The 3,185-nt window shown below is 65.5% G+C and carries 5 protein-coding genes; all 5 read left to right on the top strand.

Annotated features, from left to right (window positions below; genetic code table 11):
• Window positions 1–58 precede the first annotated feature (58 nt).
• The 5 genes from nusG (at window position 59) to rplL (ending at window position 2,805) form a co-directional block, all read left to right on the top strand.
• Complete coding sequence (nusG, locus tag AC36XV_RS12985) at window positions 59–628, top strand: transcription termination/antitermination protein NusG (protein ID WP_492204112.1); 570 nt, start codon at window positions 59–61, stop codon at window positions 626–628.
• An 11-nt stretch (window positions 629–639) separates the two neighbouring features.
• Entirely contained in the window at window positions 640–1,074 is a 435-nt protein-coding gene (rplK, locus tag AC36XV_RS12980) for a 50S ribosomal protein L11 (protein ID WP_492204111.1), read from the top strand.
• Entirely contained in the window at window positions 1,074–1,763 is a 690-nt protein-coding gene (gene rplA, locus AC36XV_RS12975; protein WP_492204110.1) for a 50S ribosomal protein L1, read from the top strand. The genes rplK and rplA overlap by 1 nt, the downstream gene beginning before the upstream one ends.
• 44 nt (window positions 1,764–1,807) lie before the next feature.
• On the top strand, window positions 1,808–2,335 hold the full coding sequence (gene rplJ / locus AC36XV_RS12970; protein ID WP_492204109.1) for a 50S ribosomal protein L10: 528 nt from the start codon (window positions 1,808–1,810) through the stop codon (window positions 2,333–2,335).
• A gap of 95 nt (window positions 2,336–2,430) precedes the next feature.
• Window positions 2,431–2,805: a 50S ribosomal protein L7/L12 gene (gene rplL, locus AC36XV_RS12965; protein ID WP_492204108.1), complete on the top strand. Its 375-nt coding sequence runs from the start codon at window positions 2,431–2,433 to the stop codon at window positions 2,803–2,805.
• The last annotated feature ends 380 nt before the right edge of the window (window positions 2,806–3,185 follow it).

The raw sequence follows: 3,185 nt of genomic DNA, 5'->3' as shown, positions 1-3,185 counted from the left end.
ATCGGCCTGATGGACACGGTGTTCTCCTGGTTCGTCCGCACGTTCGTAGGGGTGCTCAGTGGCTGAAGACGTGGCGGAGACCGGACAGGCGGCCCGCTGGTACGCGATCCAGACCTATTCGGGCCACGAGAACAAGGTCAAGACGCTGCTCGAGCGGAAGATCGAGGAGCTCCCGGGCGAGCCCGAAGAGAAGGTGATCCGGGAAGTGATCGTCCCCACCCGCGAGGTGGTGGAGATCAAGGGCGGAAAGAAGGTCCGCTCCACGAAGCGGCTGTACCCGGGGTACGTGCTCGTGAACATGGTGCTCAACCAGGAGACGATGTTCCTGGTGAACAGCGTGCAGAGCGTGATCAAGTTCCTCGGCGGCGGCACGCAGCCTCAGCCGCTCCGGCCGGACGAGATCAACAAGATCCTCGGCGTGGCCGAAGAGGTCGAGGAAGAGGGGCCGAAGGAGGAGATCCCCTTCCACACCGGGCAGGTCGTGGAGGTGACGGAGGGGCCGTTCAGCGACTTCAGCGGCACGGTGGAAGAGGTCATTCCGGACAAGGGCAAGGTCCGCGTCCAGGTGAGCCTCTTCGGTCGGCCGACCAGCGTGGAGCTGGACTACACGCAGCTTAAGGGATTCTGAGCAGGGATATCATGGCGGCACCGAAAAAGAAGATCATGGCGCTGGTCAAGTTGCAGATTCCCGCCGGACAGGCGACGCCGGCCCCCCCCGTGGGCCCGGCTCTCGGTCAGCACGGCGCGAACATCATGGACTTCTGCAAGCAGTTCAACGCCAAGACGTCGAACCAGCCGGGCATGATCATCCCGGTCGTGATCACGATCTACCAGGATCGGAGCTTCACCTTCATCACGAAGACACCGCCCGCCGCGGTCCTCCTGAAGAAGGAACTGGGCCTCGAGTCCGGGTCGGCGGAGCCGAACCGGGAGAAGGTGGCCAAGGTCACGCACGAGCAGCTGGTCAAGATCGCGCGCATCAAGATGGAAGATCTGAACGCGAACGATGAGGAGGCGGGAGCCCGCATGATCGCCGGCACGGCCCGCTCCATGGGAATCGAGGTGGCGGACTGATGGCCAGACGAGGGAAGGGATATCGGGCGGCGACCGAGACCGTCGACCTCAACGAGGTGTGGAGCCCGCGAGAGGCGTTCACGGCGGTCAAGGAGATGTCGTTCGCCAAGTTCGATGAGACGGTGGACGTGGCAGTGCGGCTCGGAGTGGATCCCCGTCACGCGGACCAGGTCGTGCGCGGCACGGTGGTATTGCCGGCCGGGACCGGTCGGGACGTTCGCGTCCTGGTGATCGCCGAGGGCGACAAGGCGCGGGAGGCCGAAGAGGCCGGTGCGGACTACGTCGGCACCGAATTCGTGGAGAAGATCCAGGGCGGCTGGCTCGACTTCGATGTCGCCATCGCCACGCCCGACATGATGAAGGACGTCGGGAAGCTGGGACGGATCCTGGGCCCGCGCGGCCTGATGCCGACGCCGAAGGCGGGCACCGTCACGATGGACGTGGCCCGGGTGGTGGAGGAGTCCAAGGCCGGTCGGATCGAGTACCGGGTGGACAAGACGGGCATCGTACACGCGCCGATCGGCAAGGTGAGCTTCGAGGTCGACGCGCTGGCCCGGAACTTCGACTCGCTCATGGAGTCCATCAAGCGGAACCGACCGGCGGCCGCGAAGGGCATTTACATCCGGAGCATCACGGTCTCGAGCACGATGGGACCCGGGGTCGGCATCGACCCGAACCAGTATCGGTAAACCGTCGATCCGCGCGTGCAGCGGGTTCAAGTCGGGATAGTGCCATGGCAATGAAACTGGATCAGAAGCAGGCGATCGCCGAGGAGCTGCGAGGACAGCTCGACTCCGCGGGCGTCGTCTACCTCACGGACTTCACGGGCCTGAGCGTGGAGGCGATCGGCGATCTGCGCCGGCAGCTCCGCGAGGCCGGTGCCGAGTACCGGGTGGTGAAGAACACCCTCGCGATCCGCGCCCTCGAGGGCACGGACATGCCGGACCTGAAGGAGTATCTGCAGGGTCCGACGGCCTTCGTGTTCGGAGGCACGGATCCGGTGGGTCCCGCCAAGGTGGTGCATGAGTTCGCGAAGGGGAACGAAGAGCGGCCGGCGGTGAAGATCGGCGTCGTCGAGACCCGCATCGTGTCGAGGGAGGAAGTCTCGAAGCTGGCGGACCTCCCCCCGAGGGACCAGTTGCTCGGGTCGATCGCCGGAGGCCTGACCGCCGGCGTCGCGGGCATCGCGGGAGCGCTCAATTCGCTCATCCGCGACATCGCCTACATGGTCGGAGAGGTTGCGAAGCAGGGGGAAGAATAGGGACGGGTCCCGAATCCCCACGGGGAGCGCACGGTCCGCTGCCATCGGGACCGGCCCCTACATGGTGAACACAGTGGCAGGGAGTACACGGAAAGATGAGCAAGGTTGACGAGCTTCTCGACGCGATCGGCTCGCTGACGGTCCTGGAGGCCGCCGAGCTGAAGGACAAGATGGAGGAAAAGTTCGGCGTCACGGCGGCCGCGCCGGTGGCGGTGGCGGCGGGCGGTGCAGCCGCTCCGGGCGCCGCGGCCGAGGAGCAGACGGAGTTCGACGTGATCCTGGCCGGGATCGGCGACAAGAAGATCCAGGTCATCAAGGCCGTGCGCGAAGTTACGTCGCTCGGCCTGAAGGAGGCCAAGGAGCTGGTGGACAACGCTCCGAAGCCCGTGAAGGAAGGCGTCTCCAAGGAGGAGGCCGAGTCCATCAAGGCGAAGCTGGAGGAGCAGGGAGCCACCGTCGAGTTGAAGTAGTGGGGTACGCGGGGCCCGCTTCTGCGGGTTCCAACACCAGAACTCGACCGATGGCTCTTGATGCGTAGCTCTTCAAGCACAAACGCAGTTCGCGCTCGCACGGCGCCCTCAGCGCCCCGGCGGCCCGTTAACGGGTCGGCGGGTGCCAGGGCGTTCTGTGCCTTCATCTCGCAGTACATGAGCCGGCCCATCGGCCGGTCCACCACCAGGGGTGACCAAGTTGGCTGAACCGAAGAACAACGGATCGGTGGTCTCTTTCGCGAAGCTCGACTCGCCGATGGAGACTCCCCACTTCCTCGACGTGCAGATCCAGGCCTTCGAGCGGCTGCTGCAGCCCGATACGGAGGGCGATCGCCGCGACGTGGGGCTGGAGCGGATCT

This window comes from Candidatus Benthicola sp., assembly GCF_058719085.1.
Note: the sequence above shows the minus strand (reverse complement) of the source record. Positions and strands in the feature narration are given on the sequence as shown.